This is a genomic window from Bradyrhizobium sp. B097 (assembly GCF_038957035.1).
Taxonomy (GTDB): Bacteria; Pseudomonadota; Alphaproteobacteria; order Rhizobiales; family Xanthobacteraceae; genus Bradyrhizobium.
Genome location: NZ_CP152412.1, coordinates 7,830,934 through 7,851,394, shown reverse-complemented (window position 1 = coordinate 7,851,394; position 20,461 = coordinate 7,830,934). Strand labels below are relative to the sequence as shown.

Below are 20,461 nucleotides of genomic sequence, written 5' to 3'. Positions count from 1 at the left end.
GCGCGTGATGTCGGCGTAATGCGTGATCGGCGCGAGAGCGCGGGGGACCCGTGAACTACAATTGGAACTGGCACATCTTTCTCGAGCCGAACCCGATGGGGACCGGCACCTATCTCGACCTGTTGCTGGCGGGACTGGTGGTCACCATCAAGGTGTCGGTGCTCGCCTGGATCATCGCGCTGGTCTGCGGCACGGTGATCGGCGTGCTGCGCACGCTGCCGTCGCGGACGGCGTCGTGGATCGGCTTCTGCTGGGTCGAGTTCTTCCGCAACATGCCGCTGCTGGTGCAGCTCTTCCTGTGGTTCTTCGTGCTGCCCGAGCTGCTGCCAAAATCCGCCGGGCTGTGGCTGAAACAGTTGCCGAACGCGCCGTTCTGGACCGCCGCGGTCGGCGTCGGCCTCTTCATGTCGGCGCGCGTCGCCGTGCAATTGCAGGCCGGCATCGGCTCGCTGCCGCGTGGCCAGAAGCAGGCTTCGACCGCGCTCGGCCTCACCACGGTGCAGACCTATCGCTACGTGCTGCTGCCGATGGCGTTCCGCATCATCCTGCCGCCGCTGACCTCCGAGTTCCTCAACACCATCAAGAACAGCGCGGTCGCCATCACCATCGGCCTGATCGAATTGACCGGCCAGGCGCGTTCGATGCAGGAGTTCTCGTTCCAGGTGTTCGAGGCGTTCACCGCGGCAACCGTGCTCTATCTTCTCCTCAATTTCGTCGTGGTCACCGCGATGCGCTTCCTCGAGCGTTATGTCGCGATCCCCGGCTACATCACGGGCAAATGACGATGCTCGGCAATCTCGATTTCGACGTCATCCGCCGCTCGCTACCCTATCTGTTCTTCGAGGGTATGCGCTTCACCCTGACCCTGACGGCGCTCGCGGCGTTCGGCGGCCTCGTGTTCGGCACCCTGATCGCCCTGATGCGGTTGTCGAGCTACAAGGTGCTCGGGCGCATCGCGGGCTTCTATGTCGACTTCATCCGCTCGCTGCCGCTGGTGCTGGTGATCTTCTGGTTCTACTTCCTGGTGCCTTACATCGGGCAGTGGGTGACCGGCGCGTCGCGGCCGATCTCGGTCGGCGCCTTCGCCTCCTCGCTGATCACCTTCGTCGCATTCGAGGCGGCCTATTTCTCCGAGATCATGCGCGCCGGCATCCAGTCGATCTCGCGCGGCCAGCCGGCCGCGGCCAGCGCGCTCGGCCTGACCTACGCGCAGTCGATGCGCTACGTCGTGCTGCCGCAGGCGTTCCGCAACATGCTGCCGGTGCTGCTGACGCAGACCATCGTGCTGTTCCAGGACACCTCGCTGGTCTACGTGCTGTCGATCCCGGATTTCCTCGGCGCCGCCAGCAAGGTTGCGCAGCGCGACGGCCGCCTGGTCGAAATGTACCTGTTCGCCGCGCTGGTCTACTTCGTCATTTCCTGTGTCGCGTCCTTTGGCGTGCGCCGCCTGCAGGCGCGAATCGCCATTGTTCGCTGAACAACAAGCTGAGCCATCATGATCGAGATCAATCACGTCAACAAATGGTACGGGCCGAGCTTCCAGGCGCTGAAGGATTGCACCACCAGCGTCGCCAAGGGCGAGGTGGTCGTGGTCTGCGGCCCGTCGGGTTCGGGCAAGTCGACCCTGATCAAATGCGTCAACGCGCTGGAGCCGATCCAGGGCGGCGACATCATCCTCGACGGCATCAAGGTCAACGATCCCAAGACCGATCTGCCGAAGCTGCGCTCGCGCGTCGGCATGGTGTTCCAGCACTTCGAATTGTTTCCGCATCTGCGGATCATCGACAATCTCTGCCTCGCACAGGAGAAGGTTCTGGGCCGCAAGCATGACGATGCCGTGGTCACGGCCACGAAGCTGCTCGATCGCGTCGGGCTGAAGGATCACGCCAAGAAATTCCCGGCCGAATTGTCGGGCGGCCAGCAGCAGCGCGTCGCGATCGCCCGCGCGCTCGCGATGAACCCGATCGCGATGCTGTTCGACGAGCCGACCTCGGCGCTCGACCCCGAGATGATCAGCGAGGTGCTCGACGTGATGGTCGACCTCGCCCGCGAGGGCATGACCATGATGGTGGTCACCCACGAGATGGGTTTTGCCAACAAGGTCGCCGACCGCGTCATCTTCATGGACCGCGGCGAGATCGTCGAGGACGCCAAGAAGGCCGATTTCTTCGGCACGCCGCGCAGCGACCGCGCGCAGAAGTTCCTGTCGAAGATCCTGCAGCACTGAGGCGCTGCACCAGCCAGACCCGTCATCCTGAGGAGCCGCGAAGCGGCGTCTCGAAGGATGCACGGCCGCCAGCGGGGCCGTCGACCCTTCGAGACGCGCGCAAGGCGCGCTCCTCCAGCGACAAAGGCGAAGCCTTTACGCGGGGGCGCCGGTGGAGGGTTTTCCCCCGTTAACAATTTGCGTATACGAAGGCCTGAAACTCCCCTTCGTCCGCAGGAGAACTCGCGTGGAAAAGATCGCTTACGTCAACGGCTCGTTCGTGCCGCATTCGGAGGCCAAGGTCTCGGTGTTCGACCGCGGATTCCTGTTCGCCGACGGCATCTACGAGGTGGCGGCGGTGCTCGAGGGCAAGCTGATCGACAACGCCTCGCATCTGGCGCGGCTGAAGCGCTCGGTCGGCGAGATCCAGCTGGCGCTCCCCGAGACGCTGGAGCGGATCGAGGAGATCCAGAAGGAGCTGGTCAAGCGCAACGACCTCGTCAACGGCATGGTCTATCTCGAGGTCACCCGCGGTGCCGACAAGGGGCGCGACTTCGCCTTCCCGAAGGCCGACGTCAAGCCGACCCTTGTGATGTTCACCTCGGAAAAGGACATCATCAACGCGCCATCGGCCAAGACCGGCATCAACGTGATCACGGTGCCCGACATCCGCTGGGAGCGGCGCGACATCAAGAGCGTCGCGCTGCTGGCACAGGTGCTGGCCAAGCAGGCCGCGGCCGCGGCCGGCGCCGGCGAAGCCTGGATGATCGAGGACGGCAAGGTCACCGAGGGCGGCTCGTCCTCGTCCTTCATCGTCACCCAGGACGACGTCATCGTGACCCGGCAGAACGGCAACGAGATCCTGCCCGGCTGCACCCGCAAGGCCGTCGTCAAACTTGCCGAGGAGCGTCAGCTTCGCATCGAGGAGCGCGCCTTCACGGTCGAGGAGGCGCTCGCCGCCAAGGAAGCCTTCATCACCAGCGCCTCGGTGTTCGTGCAGGGCGTGGTCGCGATCGACGGCAAGACCGTCGGCGGCGGCAAGGTCGGCCCGATCACCGACCGCCTGCGCGAGATCTATGTCGAGTTCGCCCGCGCGACGGCGGTTTGATCCGTCATTGCCGGGCTTGACCCGGCAATCCATCGCGCTTCGTTGGATCGCTTGCTGATGGTACGAAAGCCAAACCCGTCACCCTGAGGTGGCCGCTTCTTCAGCGGCCCTCGAAGGGTCGACGGCCCGACTGTGGCCGTGCATCCTTCGAGGCTCGCTGCGCTCGCACCTCAGGATGACGGGAAAACAGATCGCCCTCACGCCGCGACCTTCACCTTCACCGGGTGCACCGCGCGGAAGCCGATCGCGATCCGGTTCCAGGCGTTGATGGCGCCGATCAGCGTGGTCAGGTTGACCAGCTCGCTGTCCGTGAACTGCGCGCGCACCGCCTCGTAGTCGGCGTCGGGCGCATGCGTCTCTGCAACCAGCGTCAGCGCTTCGGTCCAGGCCAGCGCCGCGCGCTCGCGCTCGCTGTAGAGCGGCGACTCGCGCCAGGCGTTGAGCAGATAGAGCCGCTGCTCGGTCTCGCCGTGCTTGCGGGCGTCTTCGGTGTGCATGTTGATGCAGTAGGCGCAGCCGTTGATTTGCGAGGCGCGGGTCTTGACCAGTTCGATCAGCGATTGCTCGAGGCCGCTCGCGGTGATCTGGCTTTCGACCGCAACCAGCGCTTTGATGGTCTCGGGGGCGGCCTGGTAGAAGTTCATGCGGGGTTTCATGGTCGTTCTCCTTGGTTATGGGTTCAGTAAAAAGGGCTAGTGTGCACCGCCGCCGCCAGCGAACTGGCCCGGCTTCTTCAGGAACAGCGCCGCCACCAGCGCTATGATCAGCGCCACACCGAGCAGATAGAAGGTGTCGCTGAAGGCGAGGATGTAGGCCTGCTTCTGCACGACCCTGCCGACCGCCGCGATCGCGCGGTGGGTGGCGTCGGCGTGATCGGCAACGCCGTGGTTCAGGAAATACTGGGTCAATCCCTCAATCCGCGTACGGGTCGCCTGTTCCAGCATTGAGACCGACTGCATCAGCACATTGGAGTGATATTGCTCGCGCTTGGTCAGCAGTGTCTGCAGCGCGGCAATGCCGATGGCGCCGCCAAGGTTGCGCATCATGTTGAACAACGCTGACGCCGATCCGGCATTCTCCGCCTCAATTCCGGCCGTCGCAACCGCCGACAGCGGAGCGAATGCCAGCGCCTGACCGACGGCACGGATGACGTTCGGCCAGAGCAGCTGATCGGCCGCATAGTCGTTGGTCATGTAGATGTTCATGAAGTTGGAGCCGGCAAACAGCGCAAATCCGACGCCGATGACGATGCGGGGATCGAAGCGCTGCATCAAGCGCGGCACCAGCGGGATCAGCACGAGCTGCGGCAGGCCGGTCCAGGCCAGCACCATGCCGATCTGCTCGGCGTTGTAGCCCTGAATGCGCGACAGATATTGCGGCAGGATAAACACCGAGCCGTACAGCGCGATGCCGAGCAGGAAGTTGGCCAGCATGCCGAAGCCGAAATTGCGGCGGGCGAGCAGGCGCAGATTGAGCAGCGGCTTCGCGACGGTGAACTCGACGATCAGGAAGGCGATCAGCGCCACGGCCGCGATCACCGACAGGCGGACGATAAAGGGCGAGCCGAACCAGTCGTCCTTGTTGCCTTCTTCGAGCACGGTCTGCAGCGCGGCGAGGCCGATCGCCATGGTGATGATGCCGAGCCAGTCGCCCTGGCGGATCAGCGACAGCTTCATCGGGCTCGGATCGAGCGAGATGTACAGCATCGCGATCATCACGGCGCCCGGTACCAAATTGACATAGAAGATGTACTGCCAGCCCCAGTTCTCGGTGAGATAGCCGCCGATGGTCGGGCCGATCGCCGGGGCGAACGTCGCCGACAGCGCGAACAGCGCAAGCCCGATCGGCTGCTTCGCCTTCGGCAGCAGCGTGATGATCAGGGTGAATGCCATCGGGATCAGCACGCCGCCGGTGAAGCCTTGCACGGCGCGCAGCGCGATCATCTGCGGCAGGTCCTGCGCCAGTGCGCAGGCGCCGGAGAACACCAGGAACAGGAACGCGTTGGTGAGCAGATAGATGCGCACCGAGAACACCTGCGCGAGCCAGCCGGAGAGCGGGATCACCACGATCTCGGCGATCAAATAGGAGGTCGAGATCCAGCCGCCGTCATCGATGCCTGCGCCGATGCCGCCCTGAATGTCGGCAAGCGAGGCATTGACGATCTGGATGTTGAGCACCGCCATGAACGCGCCGAGCGTGGCGCCGATCACCGCGATCCAGGTCTTGGTCGGGATCGCTGGCGCGGCAGGTGCTGCGGGCGACGGGAGGGCGGCGGCGTTGGCTGTGGGCTGGAGCGCGGTCATTGGGATCGTCCTTGCTTGCCCGCACAACATGGATTAGGCGGCCGGTTTCGATAATCCGGGAAAGACTGGAAGGATTGTCCGGCCGCGATTGATAATCGATATGGCTGCCACTGCGCCCGCGGCCAGCGCACGCTGCATTTGGTCTTCGTGGTGTCGACGAGTGAGGTGAGCACATCTCTCAGGCTCCCTCTCCCCTTGCGGGAGAGGGTGGGGAGAGGGGTGGCCCCGGGCGCTGACGCGTCAATTTGCTCGATCTGCTTCAATCCGCCCGATGCGTCACTTGAAGCAGGTGCGCAATCGCGATCCGTCTGATCTCAGCGCAAGCGGCACCCCTCTCCCCAACCCTCCCCCGCAAGGGGGGAGGGAGCCCTTCCATCGGTGATCGCGGCACGAAGGAGGGACGCAGCGGGAGGGCACAGCAAAACGCGATCGACCGCCGATGCGGTGATCGATCGCGCGTAACCAGTCGATAGTCGTTCGACGCTAGCCGCCGCTCGCCCGCATCGCCGACGCCAGGCGGCGCTTCTCTTCGCGCTCGGCCAGCACGGTTGCCTTGGTGTTGACGGTCGGGATCGCCGACATGCCCGGCCGCAAGAGGCCGGTGAGGCTGTGATCGTCGAGCACGATCTTGACCGGCACGCGCTGCACGATCTTGGTGAAGTTGCCGGTGGCGTTGTCGGGCGGCAGCAGCGCGAATTCAAGCCCGCTGGCCGGCGACAGGCTGTCGACATGGCCCTTCAGCGTGGTGCCGTGAAAACTGTCGACGGTGAGCTCGACCGGCTGGCCGTTGCGCACATGGGTCAGCTGCGTCTCCTTGAAATTGGCGACCACATAGACCGCATCGAGCGGCACCACCGCCATCAGCTGGGTGCCGGCCTGCACATACTGGCCGACGCGGAGCGTGCGGGCGCCGACCGTGCCGTCGACCGGCGCGGTGATCCGTGCGTAGGACAGGTTCAGCTCGGCCTGATGCTCGACCGCGCGGGCCCGGTCGGCCTGCGCGACAGCCTGGGCGCGCTGCGTGGTCAGCACGTCGACCTTGCGCTGCGCCGCCGACAGCGCCGACTTCGCGTGCTGCAACTGCGCCGTATTGCTGCGCAGCGCCGCGTCGGTCTGCTGCGCACGTTGAATGGTGCCGGAGCCGGACTTCATCAGCCCGTCGTAACGGGTCTGCTCTTCCTGGGCGAATTTCAGATTGGCCTCGGCGGCTTCGACGTCCGCAGTGCTCTGGTCAATGATCGGCTGCTGCAATTCGAGCTGGGCATCGAGGTTGCGCACCGAGGCGTCGGCGGCGTCAACATCGGCCTTGGCCTGGCCGAGCGCCGTGCGGTAGTCGCGGTCGTCGATCTCGGCCAGCAGCTGGCCGGCCTTCACCGGCTGGTTGTCGGTCACCAGCACGCGGGCGATGTAGCCCGACACTTTCGGGGCGATGATCGTGGAGTCCGCCTTCACATAGGCGTCGTCGGTGGATTCGAGATAGCGGCCGGTGGTGAGGTAGTCGTAGCCAAAGTCGCTGGCCACGGCGATTCCGAGCAGGGCGGCGAGCCCAAGCGCCACCCGCTTGACCGTCCGCCGCGACGGGCGGAGGCCGATTTTGGCTGATTCTTCAGGGATATAGGTTGTGGTCGACATGATTGTCTCCTGGCCGAACATTCGCGTCCTTCCAGAAAGGGCGCCGGATACGGCCCCTTAGATGCAATGTCCTGTCCGCTGTGATAATCCCGATAAAACTGGAAGCATTATCAAGCCAGCGCTGATAATCCGGACCTTGTTACATGGATCGCCTGACCAGTTTGACCGCCTTCGTCCGGGTCGTGGATTCCGGCGGCTTTTCCGCCGCCGGCCGCAAGCTCAACATGTCCACCACCATGGTGAGCAACCATGTGCAGTCGCTGGAAGACCGGCTCGGTGCCCGGCTGCTCAACCGCACCACGCGCAAGGTCAGCCTCACCGAGGTCGGCCAGGCCTATTACGAGCGCTGCATCCAGATCCTCTCCGACATCGAGCAGGCCGATGAGGTTGCGGGCGCGCAGCAATCGGTACCGCGCGGCACGCTGCGGATCTTCACCAACACCCATCTGGTCCAATTCCTGTCGTCGACGGTCACCGAGTTCCTGGCGACCTATCCCGAGGTCAAGATTGATCTGATGATCGGCGAACGCTCGGCCGACCTGCTCGACGAAAACTTCGATCTCGCCGTGCAGATGATCCAGCCGCGCGATTCCGCGCTGATCGTGCGTCGCATCGCCACCTGGCGGCACGTGCTGTGCTGCTCGCACGACTACGCCGAGGCGCACGGCAAACCGGAGCGGCTCGACGACCTCGCGACCCTCAACTGCGTTCGCCATGTCAACTACCCGTTCGGGGACGAGTGGCACTTCGTCGACCGCAAAGGCGCGCCGGCCGCGGTGAAGGTGGCCGGCAATCTCGTCTCCAACAGCGGCGAGACGCTGAAACTCGCGGCGCTCGCCGGCGTCGGCGTGTTCCTCGCGGCGGGCTTCCTGGTCCGGGACGAGCTCGAAGCGGGGAAGCTGGTTCGGCTGCTGCCCGAGTACCGGCCGGTCGAGCTCACCATGAACGCCATTTACCCGCACCGCCATCACCTCTCGGCGAAAGTGCGCGTCTTCATCGACCTGCTGGTGCATCACGCCACCGAGCAGCAGAAGCTGATCAATCCGTATTCGTGATCGGAAAGTCGCGCTCGATTCCATCTCCGTCATCCCCGCGCAAAGGCTTCGCCTTTGTCGCTGGAGGTGCGAGCGGAGCGAGCCTCGAAGGATGCACGGCCCGGCTGCCGGCCGTCGATCCTTCGAGGGCCGCTGAAGAAGCGGTCACCTCAGGACGACGGGGCTGGCAGCACGGGCGCTTCCTTTCGCGTCATGACCGCCCGGCACTCCACGCATGGCGTTCGCGTGTATGAGAAGAACACCTCATCCGCTGCCGGGGCCTGCCATGCCGCTTCGCGTCCTGACCTCAATCCTGTTCGCGATCGCAGCAAATGTGCTGCTGCCGGCGCCGGCGCGCGCCTTCTACCCAGACCATATCGTGAAGATCGTGGTGCCGTTCGCGCCAGGCGGTGGCACCGATGTCGTGGCGCGCACGCTGGCGCAGGAGATGCAGAAGGATCTTGGCGTCACCGTCATCATCGAGAACAAGCCGGGGGCGGGCACCATCATCGGCACGCAAAGCGTCGCCGCCAGCCCGGCCGACGGCTACACGCTGCTGATGGCGACCTTCGCCAACGCCGTCAATCCGAGCCTCTACGCCAGGCTGCCCTACGACGCGCATAAGGATTTTGCGCCGGTGGCCCTGGTGGCGCGCTCGTTCAATGTCGTCGTGGTCAACCCTGCTTCGCCGATCAAGTCGATCGCCGATCTGATCGCGGCTGCGAAGACCGATCCGGAAAAACTGTCCTACGGGACGTATGGCACCGGCACCTCGGCGCACCTGGCCGGCGAGTTGTTCAAGCACATGGCTTCTGTCAATCTCACCACCGTGCCCTACAAGGGCGCCGCGCCCGCCATCACCGACTTGATGGGTGGCCAGATCCAGGTGATGTTCACGACGGTGGCAAGCTGCGCGTCGCTGGTCGAGGCCGGGCAATTGCGTGCGATCGGCGTGACCTCGGCCGAGCGTTCGGCGTCATTCCCGCAATTGCCGACGGTGTCCGAAGCCGGTGTGCCGGGCTATTCAGCGGAATCCTGGTACGGCCTTTACGCACCTGCGAACACACCGCCCGACATCATCGACCGCCTCAACAAATCGGCGGCCAAGGCCGTGCAGGCCGAGGCCTTCAGGAAGCTCGCCGTCAATGAGGGTCTCGTGATGGTGGCACAGCCTCCCACCGAACTCGACCGCTACTTCATGGCCGAGGAGGCGCGCTGGCGCACGGTGATCCAGGATGCCGGCATCAAGGCCGAATAGGCCGCCGCCGCGCACGGCGATCACATCTTTTTGCATCGCCATGCCGCAACTGTGATTCTAGACGCAACGAATGGTTCCTGGGTCGTTGATGACGGGACGCCGGCAACCCCGCCGGTTTGGATCACACCCCGGGCTGGGAGAGAGCCATGTGGATTCTGTTGCTGCTGCCGTTCATCGGCTTGCTGTGGGTGCCGTTCTATAATTTCGCCGAACCCTCGCTGTTCGGCTTTCCTTTCTTCTACTGGTACCAGCTCGCCTGGGTGCCGATCTCATCGCTCTTGATCTGGCTGGTCTATCGCAGCCGGCAGCCTGATGCCGACGAGCAGCGCTGAGGGGGCAGCCATGACCGATCATATCGCCTGGGTAGCGCTCTCCGTCTTTATCTTCTTCTTCGCCCTCGTCACCGTGATGGGCTTCTTCGCCGCGCGCTGGAAGTCCGGCCCGGTCAGCGAGCATCTCGACGAATGGGGTCTCGGCGGCCGTCAGTTCGGCACCTGGATCACCTGGTTCCTGGTCGGCGGCGATTTCTACACCGCCTACACCGTGATCGCGGTGCCGGCGCTGGTCTACGCAGTCGGTGCCTATGGCTTCTTCGCGCTGCCCTACACCATCATCGTCTATCCCTTCGTATTCGCCGTGATGCCGGTGCTGTGGAAGAAGGCGCATGCCAACGGCTACGTTACCGCTGCAGATGTCGTCCATGGCGCCTACGGCTCGCGCAGTCTCGAGCTCGCGGTGGCGCTGACTGGCCTCGTCGCGACCATGCCCTATATCGCGCTGCAGCTGATCGGCATGGAGGTCGTGATCAAGGCGATGGGCCTGACCGGCGAACTGCCGATCATCGCCGCCTTCGTGATCCTCGCGCTCTATACCTACAGCTCCGGCCTGCGCGCGCCGGCGCTGATCGCCTTCGTCAAGGACATCATGATCTACATCGTGGTGCTGACGGCCGTGGTCGTGGTGCCCTCGAAGCTCGGCGGCTATGGCGCGGTGTTCTCCGCCGCCAACGACGCCTTCACGGCGAAGGGCGGCGCCACCGGACTGACGCTAAAGCCCGCCCAGTATCTGCCCTACGCGACGCTGGCGCTCGGCTCCGCGCTCGCCGCCTTCATGTATCCGCACACGCTGACCGGCATCTTCGCCTCGAAGTCGGCGGATACCATCCGCAAGAATGCGATCCTGCTGCCGGCCTATACGCTCTTGCTCGGCCTGATCGCGCTGCTCGGCTACATGGCCTATGCCGCCGGCATCAAGGTGACGTCGCCGAACGACGTGGTGCCGATGCTGTTCAAGACCTTGTTCCCGGAATGGTTCGCCGGCTTCGCGTTCTCCGCGATCGCGATCGGCGCGCTGGTGCCGGCGGCGGTGATGAGCATCGGCGCCGCCAATTTGTTCACCCGCAATGTCTGGAAGTCCTATGTCAATCCGGACATCTCGCATGCCGGTGAGGCGTCGGTGGCGAAGATCACCTCGCTGGTGGTGAAGGTCGGCGCGCTCGCCTTCATCCTGCTCCTGCCCACGCAATATGCGCTCGACCTGCAACTGCTCGGCGGCCTCTGGATCGTACAGACGCTGCCGGCGCTGGTGTTCGGCCTGTTCACCGTCTGGTTCCGCGCCGAAGCGCTGTTGCTCGGCTGGGCGGTCGGTATCGGCTGGGGCACCTACACGGCATGGAGCAACGGCTTGAAGCCGCTCGCCAGCATCTCGCTCGGCGATGCCAGCTACACCTTCTATGTCGGCCTCGGCGCGCTCTTGCTCAACATCGTGGTGGCGGTGATTGCGACTGTGGTGGTCGGCTTGATCTCACCCGCCAAGCGCGGCGCGGCGGCCTGAGCCGTCGTTGGTATCTGACGGGGCGGAGGTGAGAAGCGCGGTCAGCCGCGCCACCTCCGCCTTGGCCTTCTCGATCGCAGCGTCCTTCACCGGGCCATAGCCGCGGATTTCCATCGGGGCCTTTGCAATCGCTGTGAGATCGGGCAGCGGCGCGGCATCGAGCTTGCCGAGCATGGTCTCGATCAGCGTTTCGTACCAGGTGATCAGCTCGCGCTCGGCGCGACGCTCCGCGGTGTAGCCGAACACGTCGAACGGCGTGCCGCGCAGTCCCTTGAGCCGCGCCAGCAAGCGGAGTGGCGTCTGGATCCACTGGCCGAACGCGCGCTTGCGTGGCCGGCCGCGTGCATCCAGCCGTGCCGGCAACAGCGGCGGCGCGAGATGGTACTGCACCGTGAAGTCACCGTCGAACTCGCGCTTGAGGGTCTCGAGGAAGCCGGTCTGCATGTGCAAACGCGCCACCTCGTACTCGTCCTTGTAGGCCATCAGCTTGAACAGTGAGCGGGCGACGGCGTCGGTGAGGGGGAGTGCGGCCTCGCCACGGACTCGGTTCGCCTCTCCCGCTTGCGGGGGAGGCCGGATCGCATCGACAGATGCGATCCGGGTGAGGGCTCTCTCCGCGTCACGACTCGTGGAGACACCCCCACCCCGACCCTCCCCCGCAAGCGGGAGAGGGGGCGCACCTTCTCCGCGGCGGCCGCCGAGCGCGGCCTCGGCGCGACGGACGCGCTCGACCGTTGCGCGGTAGCGCGCGGCATAGGCCGCGTCCTGATAGTCACGAAGGAAGTCTGCGCGTCGCGCGATCATCTGTTCCAGCGTCTCGGGCACATTGGCCGCAGGGCCGTCTGCCTTCGGCAGGAAATCCTGATCGGCAAAGGCGAGCCGGCCCCAGGCCAGCGCCTGCTTGTTGCGGTCGACGGTGACGCCGTTGAGTTCAATCGCGCGGGTCAATGCGTCCAGCGACACCGGCACCAGGCCCTGCTGCCAGGCGAAGCCGAGCATCATGATGTTGGCGTAGACGCTGTCGCCGAGCAGCTGCTCGGCCAGCGCATTGGTGTCGATCGCGGTGAGGTTGCCTGATCCGATCACCCGCTCGATGGCGCGTAAGCGAACCGGCGAGGCGAGGTCGGCGTCGCGGAAGCGCACCACGTCGCCGGTCGGCATCTCCGCGATGTTGACCGCGGCGCGCATGCCCTTGCGGTAGGTGCCGGACGCCTTCGCCGACGAGCTCACCACGAGGTCGCAGCCGATCAGCGCGTCGGCCGAGCCCTGGTCGATCCGCACCTGATGCAGCGCCTCGGGCGTCGCCGCCAGCCGCAGATAGCTCAGCACCGGGCCGAATTTCTGGGCGAAGCCGGTGAAGTCGAGCACCGAGACGCCGCGGCCCTCGAGATGCGCGGCCATCGCGATCAGCGCGCCGACCGTGATGACGCCGGTGCCGCCGACGCCGGTGACCAGCAGATCGTAGGGCTTGTCGAGGGGCGCAAGCTCTGGTGTCGGCAGTGTCGTCGCATGCGCCAGCGGATCGATCGCGCTTGCGCCCTTCGCCCGCCGTTTGCCGCCCTCGACGGTGACGAAGCTCGGGCAGAAGCCGTTGAGGCAGGAAAAATCCTTGTTGCAGGTCGAGAGGTTGATCTTGCGTTTGCGGCCGAACGGCGTCTCCTTCGGCTCGACGCTGAGGCAGTTCGATTCCACCGAGCAGTCGCCGCAGCCCTCGCAGACGAGGTCGTTGATGTAAGCAAAACGCGCGGGATCTTTGATCGTGCCGCGCTTGCGCCGCCGCCGCTTCTCGGTGGCGCAAGTCTGCTGATAGATCAGCACGGTGACGCCAGATATCGCACGCAGCTCGCGCTGCACGGCGTCCATCTCCTCACGCGGGTGGATGGTGACGCCGACCGGCAAATCCGCCGGCGAGAACTGCGCGGGATCATCCGACACCAGCGCAATTCGTGCGACGCCCTCGGCGCGGACAGAGTGCGCGATCGCCTGCACGCTGACCGAGCCGTCGACCGGCTGGCCGCCGGTCATCGCCACCGCGTCGTTGAACAGGATCTTGTAGGTGATGTTGGCGTTGGCGGCGATCGCCTGCCGGATCGCCATCGAGCCGGAATGATAATAGGTGCCTTCGCCGAGATTCTGGAACACATGGCTGTTGCCGGTGAATTTCGACGAGGCCGCCCAGTTGACGCCTTCGCCGCCCATCTGGATCAGCGACGAGGTCTCGCGGTCCATCCAGCTCGCCATGAAGTGGCAGCCGATGCCGGCCAGCGCCTTGGAGCCCTCGGGCACCTTGGTCGATGTATTGTGCGGGCAGCCCGAGCAGAAATACGGCGTGCGCGTCGCGCCCGGCACCACGATCATGCGGTCCTGCTCGGGCCTGAGCGCGGCGACGCGGCGGGCGAGCTGCAATTCCGGAAACATCGGATCGAGCCGCCGCGCCAGCACGTCGGCTAGCATGCGCGGCGACAATTCGCCGGTCCACGAGATCAGCCGCGCGCCTCGCTCGTCGTGCTTGCCGACCATCCGTTCCGGCTTGGAGCCGGGATAGTCGTAGAAATACTCCTTGAACTGGCTCTCGATGATGCCGCGCTTCTCCTCGACCACCAGGATCTCGCGCTTGCCCTTCACGAACTCCATCGCATCGTGCAGCGCCAGCGGCCACACCATGCCGACCTTGTAGATGTCGATGCCGAAGCGGCGGCATGCGGCCTCGTCGAGCCCGACCAGCCGCAGCGCCTCCATCAGATCGAGATGCGCCTTGCCTGTGGTGACGATGCCGTAGGTCGCGTCCCTGATGTCGTAGATGCGGCGGTCGATCGGATTGGCTTTCGCAAAAGCGTAGACCGCGTGCTTCTTCGCCTCCAGCCGCTCCTCGATCTGCGGGCCCGGCAGGTCCGGCCAGCGATAATGCAGGCCGCCGGGTGGCGGCACGAAGTCCGGCTGCGCGAAGGCGCGCGGCGGCGGCAGCTCGACTGAGGCGCCGGACTCGACGATCTCCGAGATCGCCTTGAAGCCGACCCACATGCCGGAAAATCGACTCAGCGCGTAGCCATATTCGCCGAACGCGAGATACTCGCCGACGTCGGCCGGATGCAGCGTCGGCATGAACCAGCTCATGAAGGCGACATCGGATTGATGCGGCATCGAGGACGACACGCAGCCATGGTCGTCGCCGGCCACGACCAGCACGCCGCCATGCGGTGAGGAGCCATAGGCATTGCCGTGCTTCAGCGCATCGCCGGAGCGATCGACGCCGGGGCCCTTGCCGTACCACAGCCCGAACACGCCATCGACCTTGCGATCCGTCTGGGTCTCGACCTGCTGCGAGCCGAGCACGGCGGTCGCGGCGAGGTCCTCGTTGACCGCGGGCAGGAATTCGATGCGGCTCTCCTTCAGCCGCTCGCCGATCTTCCACAATTCGAGATCGACGCCGCCGAGCGGCGAGCCGCGATAGCCGGAGATGAAGCCCGCGGTGTTGAGCCCGGCGGCCTGGTCGCGCCTGATCTGGTCGAGCGCGATGCGCACGATCGCCTGCGTGCCGGTGAGGAAGACGCGGCCGCGTTCCCTGCTGTAGCGCTCGGACAGCTGGTAGGCGTCGAGTTGCGGCATCTGGCCCATGACTGACCCCTCCGGGAATCGCAATGTGTAAAGGGCAAGGCTATGCCTGAGTGTCTGGTAGGTCCTACCTATCTGTTCTCCCGCGACCTAAATTTCGGTATGATTTTGCGCTGAACATCATATATTGGTGCAATCTACCAAAGCGGAGATCTGCGGTGATCGAAGAGCAAGACGAAAAAATCCTCGCCGAGCTGCAGAAGGATGGCCGCGCCACCAACCAGCAGCTGGCGGAAACCGTCGGGATGTCGACCTCGGCGTGCTGGCGCCGGGTCCGCGCGCTCGAGGAGGCCGGCGTCATCTCGGGCTATTCGGCACTGGTGGCGCGCGAGCGCGCCGGCTTTGCGACCTCGGCGATTCTGCACGTCTCGCTGGAGCGGCACGACACGAAATTCGTCGACGAGTTCGTCGCGCGGGTGATGCAGCGCCGCGAGGTGCTGGAGTGCTTCGCGACGACAGGCGATGCCGACTATCATCTGCGCGTCGTCGTCCGCGACATGGACGCCTACAACAGATTCCTCGACGAGTTCATGTTCCGCATCCCCGGCATCCGCCACGTCCGCACCAACGTGATCCTGAAGGAGATCAAGACCGGCGTGGTGTTGCCGTTTTGAGGTGTGCTGCGACGACCGTGCCACATATGCGGTGTCGTCCCGGCGCAGGCCGGGACCCATAACCACGAATGCGCTTTATTGCGCGCCGCTGGAACGACGAATCCCGTCCACGACATCTGCCGCGGAGTATGGGTCCCGGCCTTCGCCGGGACGACGATGTTGATGCAGTGTTGCGCTCTGCCGATCCTATGCTTCCGCCGACTTGGCCTGCATCAGGATCATGAACACCATCACGTGGCTAACCAGCAGCAGCGGCACGTAGAGGGCCGGGATATAGATGCCGGCGCCGAACAGACCGGGATCAGCGTTCTTCGTCGCGCCCATGAAGTAGGCGTTGAGAAGATCCAGCGTGCCCCAGATGTTGAAGAACCAGACGATCGGAATGGCCATTGGCCAGCGCCACGACAGTGCCGCCATCGCGAGCAGCGCAAGAGCTGCGGCGGTCAGATCGCCCCAGCCGACCGCGCTGGCAAACACCGGGTTCACCTCCGGCGACACGAAACCTGCGACCATGAAGTTCATCCCGAGAAACCGGAAGGCATGAAAAGCCGCAAGCAGCCGGAGCGCCTCATGGCGCGGCCAGGTGCGGAGCGCCGGCCAGACATAGGTCGCGGCCACCACGGCACTCGTCAGAAATGCTCCGGCGACGCTGAGCAGGAATGGAATGTTGAGACTTACTGGCACGGTCGGCTCCCGTCTGACTGTCGATCCGGGGAGGCCGGACCCGGCGATCGGGTCCGGCCTCGGCGAGGCACTCAGGGCCTGACGCTTAAGGCTTGCCGACCAGCAGGCGCAGCGGCAGCAGCGGGCCGACCGCGATGTAGTCGTGGTCCATGATATCAAGCTTGGACAGTGGCAGCCCTTCCATGATCGCGTGTGCCTCGGATGTATCCTTGGCATCGAGCAGCAGGATGACTCCGCGCCCGTCGGACCGCGAATACCATTCGCGAACCTTGCCGCTGAGATAGAGCTGCACGGTCTGCCGGATTTCATCCGGCATCACGGTCATCACCTGTTCACGGGTGACGCCGGCCTTGACGGTCAGGATGACCATCACGCCGGTGGTGATGGTGGAGGGGGCCTGTGTTTGGCCTTGCGCCTGGGTTTGGGCGAGAGAGGGAGCGGTCATGGAGGTTAAGCCTGTCGAAGTGAGGGTGAGGGCAAGGAGGGTGTGACGGATTGTTTTCATCGGTCGCAGGTCTCCGTTCACGACTGCTGTCGTGATGTCGCGTGGAGCAGCGCGCGTCGCGGTGCTGCTGCCTGTGGCTCCGATGTAGGGCGGCTTCCCGTGCGCGACTATTCGCGATAATGTTGACGGGCTATGAAGCAGAACTTCACAGTCAGGCAGGGGGCGCTCGACGGCGTGGAGGCGTTCCTCAGCGTCGCCCAGCACCGCAGCTTTCGTCGCGCGGCGACCGAGCTCGCCGTGACGCCGTCGGCGATCAGCCAGGCGGTGCGCGCGCTCGAGGCGCGCCTCGGCGCCGTGCTGTTCATCCGCACCACCCGCAGCGTCGGCCTCACCGAGGCCGGCGAACGATTCCTGGCGCGTGCCAGGCCCGCGTTCGAGGAGCTGGTCGCCGCAAGTGGCGCCGCGCGCGAGCTCGGGCAGAAGCCGGCCGGGCTGTTGCGTCTCACCGTGCCGCGCTCGGTGGTGCCAATCCTGCTGGAGCCGCTGATCGCGTCATTCTGCAAGGCCTATCCCGAGATCGAGGTCGAGCTCGCCGCCAGCGAGGAGCTGGTCGACCTCGCGGCCGGAGGTTTCGATGCCGGCATCCGGATGGGCCAGTTCATCAACCCGGACATGATCGCGGTGCGTCTGACCAAGCCGTTCCCTTTCGCTATCGTCGGCAGCCCGGATTATCTCGCGCGCCGCGGCCGGCCCAAACGCCCGGACGATCTGCGCGAACACACGTGCCTGCGGTTGCGGCGCTCGAACGGCGGGCTCGCGCCGTGGTCGCTCAACGACAACGGCCGTTCGATCGAGCTTGCCGTCTCGGGATCGTTCATCGGCCATGATTTCCCGACGCTGGTCGGCGCGGCCATCGAAGGCGTGGGACTGGCGCAAGTGCCCGCGCCGCTGGTCGCCGGCGCCGTGAAGGAGAAAAAGCTGGTCCGCGTGCTGGAGCCATTCGCGACGACAACGCCCGGCGTATTTCTCTACTATCCCGGCCACCGCCAGATCATGCCGAAGCTGCGCGCCTTCATCGACCATGTGAAGAGCAGGTCGGCGGCGGCGCGTTAGCTAGCGGGCCCCATGGGTGCGATTGGCATCCGGCTTTCCCTGCGCCCTCTGTTCTCAGAGCGGCGAAACGAAGAGCAAAGCTCGGACAATTCATGTCGCGAGAACGCGAAGCTGCGTCCCCACTCACACTGTCATCGCCCGGCTTGACCGGGCGATCCAGTACGCCGCGGCTTGTCGGCCACGCACAGCCGCCTCTGGAATACTGGATCACCCGCATGCGCGGGTGATGACACCGCGTGGTGTGACACCTTGATCTGTGAACCATCCTCATCGTCGTCCCGGCGAAGGCCGGGATCCATAACCACCGTTCTTCATTGTTGTGCGACGCTTGGGCCAGAGCCTTCTTCAACAACTCAACCCTATGGTTATGGGTCCCGGCCTTCGCCGGGACGACATCGAGGATGAGGCGCGCGCGGGATGACGGGTCTAATGGAGTGCCCCCCTCACACCTTCTCCTTCACGAACCTGTTCCGCAATGTCCCGATGCCGGTGATGTCGATCTCCACCACGTCGCCGTCCTTCAGGTCCGGCGAGGCGCCGTCGGTGCCCATCCACATCACGTCGCCGGGCGACAGCGTGAAGTATTTCGAAAGCTCGACCAGGAAGGGCACGATACCGAAGATCATCTCGTTGGTGCGGAAGCGGCCGGTCTCCTTGCCGTTGACGCGGATCGCGGTTTCCATGCGATCGAGATCGACGTCGGTCTCGATCCACGGGCCCATCGGCTTGAAGGTGTCGGCGTTCTTGGCGCGCCACAGCCCGCGGTCGGCCTTCTGCCAGCTGCGCTCCGAGACGTCGTTGCCGATCGTGTAGCCGAACACGCAGTCCAGCGCATTGGCTTCGGTGAGGTGCTTGGCTTTCTTGCCGATCACGACGACGAGCTCGCCCTCGTAATGGATCTTCTCGGTCGCGCTCGCCGGGATCACGACGTTTTCGTCGTGGGCGATCAGCGCGTTCTGCGCGCGGTAGCCGATCTCGGGACGATCAGGAACATTCGGCACGGTGCCGGCCTTGTCGGCGGCTTCCTTGAGATGCTTCAGATAGTTCAGCCCGACGCAGTAGAAGGTGCGCGGGATCAGCGGCAGCTCGATCTTGACGTCCTTCAAGGCGTGGGTCTTCGCCGTCTTGCTCCATTCACCGAATGGATCACCGTTCACGGTGATGACGGTGTCGCCCTCGACGAGGCCCCAGGAAGTATTGCCTGCCGTCGTGCCCGCGGCGGTGAATTTCAGCCAGCGCATGATGATGTCCTTCTATTCCGCGGCCTGCGCGCGGGTCTTCCAGGCGCCCGCCGCCGGGCGCTTCAGTCCGAGATTCTCGCGCAGCGTGGTTCCGGTGTAGTCCTTGTGGAACAGACCGCGCTTCTGCAACTCGGGCACCACGTGATCGACGAAGTCCGCGTAGGAGCCCGGCACATAGCTCGCCGCGATGACGAAGCCGTCGCAGCCGCGGCCTTCGAACATTTCCTCCAGCCGGTCGGCGATCTCCTTCGGGCCGCCGACCATCGCGTCCTGCACCTGGCCGCGGCCGGAGAAGGTGATGAAGTCGCGGGTCGAGGGATTGGTCTTGCCGGAGGTGCGCAGCACGCCGTCGCGGATGCCGAGCATGCCTTGCATGCCCTGCAACTCCTCTGTCGTGAGCGGCTCGTCGATCGGTTTGGCACCGAAATCGAAGTTGAGGCCTTCGGCGAGCAGCGACAGCGCGTCGATCTCGAGCGGCAGCTTCTGGATCACGGCCATCCGGTCCTCGGCCTCGGCCTTGGTCGCACCGGTGACCGGCGTGATCAGATTGCAGAGGAACATCTGGTCGGGATCGCGCCCGGCCTTGGCGGCTTCGCCCCGGATCGCGTCATAGCCCTGCTTGGCGTTGGCGAGGTTGCGCGCCGCGGTGAAGATCACCTCGCCCCAGCGCCCGGCAAAGCGCTGGCCGCGGCCGGAGGCGCCGGCCTGGATCACCACGGGATGGCCCTGCGCCGAACGCGGCACCGTGAACGGGCCGCGCGAGGTGAAGAACGCGCCCTTGTGATCGAGCCGTTTCACCTTGGCCGGATCGGCGAAGCGGCCGGATGTCTTGTCGATTACCAGCGAGCCGTCTTCCCAGGCATCCCAGTGGCCGAGCACCACCTCCATGAACTCGTCGGCACGGTCGTAGCGGAGATCGTGCTCGAGATGCTGTTCGCGGCCCATGTTGAGCGCCTCGCCGTCATTCACCGACGTCACCACGTTCCACGCGGCGCGGCCACCCGTCATCAAATCGAGCGTGGCGAAGCGGCGGGCGACGTCGAACGGCTCGAAATAGGTGGTGGATGCGGTCGAGGCGAGGCCGAGCCTGGTGGTGACCATGCCCATCGTGGTCAGCACCACGATCGGGTCCATCTTCACGCAGCGGATGCCGTACTCGACGGTGTGGGCGTGATCGTTGCCGTAGCGGTCGGGCATTGCGAGGCGATCGTCGAAGAACGCCATGTGGAACTTGCCGCGCTCCAGGATGCGCGCGATCTCCTGGTAGTAGTCCGCCGACATCGAATCGTCGCGCGACTCCGGGTGACGCCAGGAGCTCGGCAGGTTGGTGCAGTTCTGCGCCTGCAAAAAGCCGACCAGCGCCATTTGTCGTGTCATG

General features: G+C 65.0%; 18 protein-coding genes. 10 read left to right on the top strand and 8 right to left on the bottom strand.

The window, feature by feature from the left end; translation table 11 throughout:
* Nucleotides 1-50: 50 nt before the first annotated feature.
* The 4 genes from AAFG07_RS36075 to AAFG07_RS36060 all read left to right on the top strand — a co-directional run bounded on the left by AAFG07_RS36075 (nucleotide 51) and on the right by AAFG07_RS36060 (nucleotide 3,314).
* Nucleotides 51-782 (top strand): amino acid ABC transporter permease, encoded by a 732-nt coding sequence (locus tag AAFG07_RS36075; RefSeq protein WP_342724406.1) that lies wholly within the window; start codon nucleotides 51-53, stop codon nucleotides 780-782.
* Nucleotides 783-784: 2 nt separating this feature from the next.
* Nucleotides 785-1,477 carry an ABC transporter permease subunit gene (locus AAFG07_RS36070; RefSeq protein ID WP_212313693.1) on the top strand — a complete coding sequence of 231 codons (693 nt, stop codon included), beginning with the start codon at nucleotides 785-787 and terminating at the stop codon, nucleotides 1,475-1,477.
* 18 nt (nucleotides 1,478-1,495) lie between these two features.
* On the top strand, nucleotides 1,496-2,227 hold the full coding sequence (locus tag AAFG07_RS36065; protein ID WP_342724405.1) for an amino acid ABC transporter ATP-binding protein: 732 nt from the start codon (nucleotides 1,496-1,498) through the stop codon (nucleotides 2,225-2,227).
* Nucleotides 2,228-2,453: 226 nt separating this feature from the next.
* Entirely contained in the window at nucleotides 2,454-3,314 is an 861-nt protein-coding gene (locus tag AAFG07_RS36060) for a D-amino-acid transaminase (protein ID WP_342724404.1), read from the top strand.
* Between the two features lie 197 nt (nucleotides 3,315-3,511).
* On the opposite strand, the gene AAFG07_RS36055 is transcribed toward AAFG07_RS36060, so the two are convergent.
* From AAFG07_RS36055 to AAFG07_RS36045, 3 genes are all read right to left on the bottom strand, one after another.
* Nucleotides 3,512-3,970 carry a carboxymuconolactone decarboxylase family protein gene (locus AAFG07_RS36055; protein ID WP_244069464.1) on the bottom strand — a complete coding sequence of 153 codons (459 nt, stop codon included), beginning with the start codon at nucleotides 3,968-3,970 and terminating at the stop codon, nucleotides 3,512-3,514.
* A gap of 36 nt (nucleotides 3,971-4,006) precedes the next feature.
* Nucleotides 4,007-5,617, bottom strand: a complete 1,611-nt coding sequence (locus AAFG07_RS36050; protein ID WP_342724403.1) for an MDR family MFS transporter — start codon at nucleotides 5,615-5,617, stop codon at nucleotides 4,007-4,009.
* 483 nt (nucleotides 5,618-6,100) lie between these two features.
* Nucleotides 6,101-7,249: an HlyD family secretion protein gene (locus tag AAFG07_RS36045; RefSeq protein WP_342724402.1), complete on the bottom strand. Its 1,149-nt coding sequence runs from the start codon at nucleotides 7,247-7,249 to the stop codon at nucleotides 6,101-6,103.
* A gap of 143 nt (nucleotides 7,250-7,392) precedes the next feature.
* On the opposite strand from AAFG07_RS36045, the gene AAFG07_RS36040 reads away from it, so the two are divergent.
* From AAFG07_RS36040 to AAFG07_RS36025, 4 genes are all read left to right on the top strand, one after another.
* A complete protein-coding gene (locus AAFG07_RS36040; RefSeq protein ID WP_342724401.1) occupies nucleotides 7,393-8,304 on the top strand; it encodes a LysR family transcriptional regulator in 912 nt (303 codons plus the stop codon).
* Between the two features lie 265 nt (nucleotides 8,305-8,569).
* The gene (locus AAFG07_RS36035; RefSeq protein ID WP_342724400.1) at nucleotides 8,570-9,541 is read left to right on the top strand and encodes a tripartite tricarboxylate transporter substrate binding protein; all 972 of its coding nucleotides are present in this window, start codon (nucleotides 8,570-8,572) and stop codon (nucleotides 9,539-9,541) included.
* Nucleotides 9,542-9,687: 146 nt separating this feature from the next.
* Complete coding sequence (locus AAFG07_RS36030) at nucleotides 9,688-9,873, top strand: DUF3311 domain-containing protein (RefSeq protein ID WP_024581224.1); 186 nt, start codon at nucleotides 9,688-9,690, stop codon at nucleotides 9,871-9,873.
* Nucleotides 9,874-9,883: 10 nt separating this feature from the next.
* Nucleotides 9,884-11,374, top strand: coding sequence for a sodium:solute symporter family protein (locus AAFG07_RS36025; protein WP_342724399.1), 1,491 nt, complete (start codon nucleotides 9,884-9,886; stop codon nucleotides 11,372-11,374).
* Here the strand turns inward: AAFG07_RS36025 and AAFG07_RS36020 are convergent.
* Complete coding sequence (locus AAFG07_RS36020) at nucleotides 11,345-14,989, bottom strand: indolepyruvate ferredoxin oxidoreductase family protein (protein ID WP_342724398.1); 3,645 nt, start codon at nucleotides 14,987-14,989, stop codon at nucleotides 11,345-11,347. The two genes, AAFG07_RS36025 and AAFG07_RS36020, sit on opposite strands and share 30 nt — an antisense overlap.
* Before the next feature lie 155 nt (nucleotides 14,990-15,144).
* Between AAFG07_RS36020 and AAFG07_RS36015 the strand changes: the two genes are divergently transcribed.
* Complete coding sequence (locus AAFG07_RS36015) at nucleotides 15,145-15,600, top strand: Lrp/AsnC family transcriptional regulator (RefSeq protein WP_342724397.1); 456 nt, start codon at nucleotides 15,145-15,147, stop codon at nucleotides 15,598-15,600.
* 186 nt (nucleotides 15,601-15,786) lie between these two features.
* Here the strand turns inward: AAFG07_RS36015 and AAFG07_RS36010 are convergent, their stop codons facing one another.
* Together AAFG07_RS36010 and AAFG07_RS36005 are read right to left on the bottom strand one after the other, a co-directional pair.
* On the bottom strand, nucleotides 15,787-16,284 hold the full coding sequence (locus AAFG07_RS36010) for a hypothetical protein (RefSeq protein WP_342724396.1): 498 nt from the start codon (nucleotides 16,282-16,284) through the stop codon (nucleotides 15,787-15,789).
* An 85-nt stretch (nucleotides 16,285-16,369) separates the two neighbouring features.
* Complete coding sequence (locus tag AAFG07_RS36005) at nucleotides 16,370-16,789, bottom strand: hypothetical protein (RefSeq protein WP_342724395.1); 420 nt, start codon at nucleotides 16,787-16,789, stop codon at nucleotides 16,370-16,372.
* A 132-nt stretch (nucleotides 16,790-16,921) separates the two neighbouring features.
* Here AAFG07_RS36005 and AAFG07_RS36000 point away from each other — a divergent pair, with 132 nt between their 5' ends.
* Complete coding sequence (locus AAFG07_RS36000; RefSeq protein ID WP_342724394.1) at nucleotides 16,922-17,842, top strand: LysR family transcriptional regulator; 921 nt, start codon at nucleotides 16,922-16,924, stop codon at nucleotides 17,840-17,842.
* 443 nt (nucleotides 17,843-18,285) lie between these two features.
* Here the strand turns inward: AAFG07_RS36000 and AAFG07_RS35995 are convergent, their stop codons facing one another.
* Entirely contained in the window at nucleotides 18,286-19,083 is a 798-nt protein-coding gene (locus tag AAFG07_RS35995; protein WP_342724393.1) for a fumarylacetoacetate hydrolase family protein, read from the bottom strand.
* A gap of 12 nt (nucleotides 19,084-19,095) precedes the next feature.
* Nucleotides 19,096-20,460 (bottom strand): LLM class flavin-dependent oxidoreductase, encoded by a 1,365-nt coding sequence (locus AAFG07_RS35990; RefSeq protein ID WP_342724392.1) that lies wholly within the window; start codon nucleotides 20,458-20,460, stop codon nucleotides 19,096-19,098.
* Between the last annotated feature and the right edge of the window lies 1 nt (nucleotide 20,461).